Annotated in this window: 1 protein-coding gene and 1 pseudogene; both read left to right on the forward strand. The window is 60.2% G+C overall.

The window, feature by feature from the left end; all coding sequences use genetic code 11:
- Positions 1-1,077: DUF1501 domain-containing protein (locus RMO15_RS07785; RefSeq protein ID WP_309710147.1), on the forward strand; the 1,077-nt coding region annotated here is incomplete at its 5' end.
- Positions 1,077-1,293, forward strand: a pseudogene (locus tag RMO15_RS07790) (amidohydrolase); the annotation flags it as partial. The gene RMO15_RS07785 and the pseudogene RMO15_RS07790, both read left to right, overlap by 1 nt.

A 1,293-nucleotide genomic window follows, 5' to 3' on the forward strand; every position in this document is an offset into this window, starting at 1 on the left:
TGGATGTGTGATCTCTTGCCCCACACCTCAAGCATCGCCGATGAGCTGGCGATCGTTCATTCCATGTCCACGGAGCAGTTCAACCACGCCCCCGCTGAGTTATTTCTCTACACGGGCAACGCCTTCCCCGGCGGCGCGGCGATGGGCTCGTGGATGACCTACGGGATTGGGACGGCCAATAAAGACCTGCCCGGCTTTGTTGTGCTGCTCTCTGGTGGCACTGACCCCACGGGAGGAAAGAGCCTCTGGTCGAGCGGGTTTCTGCCCAGCATTCATCAAGGCGTCCAGTGTCGCTCGGCAGGTGACCCGATCCTGTACCTCTCCGACCCGCCCGGAATAGACCGCCAGACACGGCGACGGAGCCTAGATGCGCTGGAGAAACTCAACCGTCAAGAGGCGGCGGCACTGGGCGACCCGGAGACGGTGACACGCATCGCGCAGTACGAGCTGGCCTATCGGATGCAGCTCTCGGTGCCGGAGCTAACGGATCTCAAGAAAGAGTCCCAGGCGACCCTGGATCTCTACGGCGCTAAGCCGAGTGAGGCTAGCTTTGCCAATAACTGTCTCTTGGCGCGAAGACTTGTGGAGAAAGGCGTGCGCTTCGTCCAGCTCTACGACTGGGGTTGGGACATCCACGGCACCGGCTCGGGCGATGACTTAGTGACTGCACTCCCCGCCAAGTGCCGCGAAACCGATCAAGCCTGCGCGGCGCTGATCAAAGACCTCAAGCAGCGCGGGATGCTCGACGATGTCTTAGTGGTCTGGGGCGGTGAGTTTGGTCGAACCCCGATGAACGAGGCGCGCGGCGGGAGTAAGTTTCTAGGCCGCGACCACCATCCCCACGCCTTCACGATCTGGATGGCGGGCGGTGGCACCAAGCCCGGAGCCTACGGCAAGACCGACGAACTGGGCTACAAGATCGTCGAGAATAAGATGACCATCCGTGATCTCCAAGCCACCATTCTTGACCGTGTCGGCCTTGATCCCTACAAGCTCCACTACGACTACCAGGGCCTCGGCAACCGCCTGATTGGCCCCACCGACGAAGGCCGTGTGATCAAGGAACTGAAGCGTTAATGCGAATTATAGATACTCATCAACACCTTTGGGATCGAAATCGGTTTGAGCTTCCCTGGCTAAAAGATGCCAAGGAGCCGCTGAGTAAGAGCCATACTCCCGAGACGTATGCCCAGGACACCGTGGGCCTGGGAATCTCGGCGACCATCTACATGGAGGTGGATGTGCGCTCGGATCAGCGCGAAGCCGAGGCGCAGTATGTGTACGGCCTCTGCG

The sequence above is a fragment of the Armatimonas sp. genome, assembly GCF_031410135.1.
Lineage (GTDB): Bacteria > Armatimonadota > Armatimonadia > Armatimonadales > Armatimonadaceae > Armatimonas.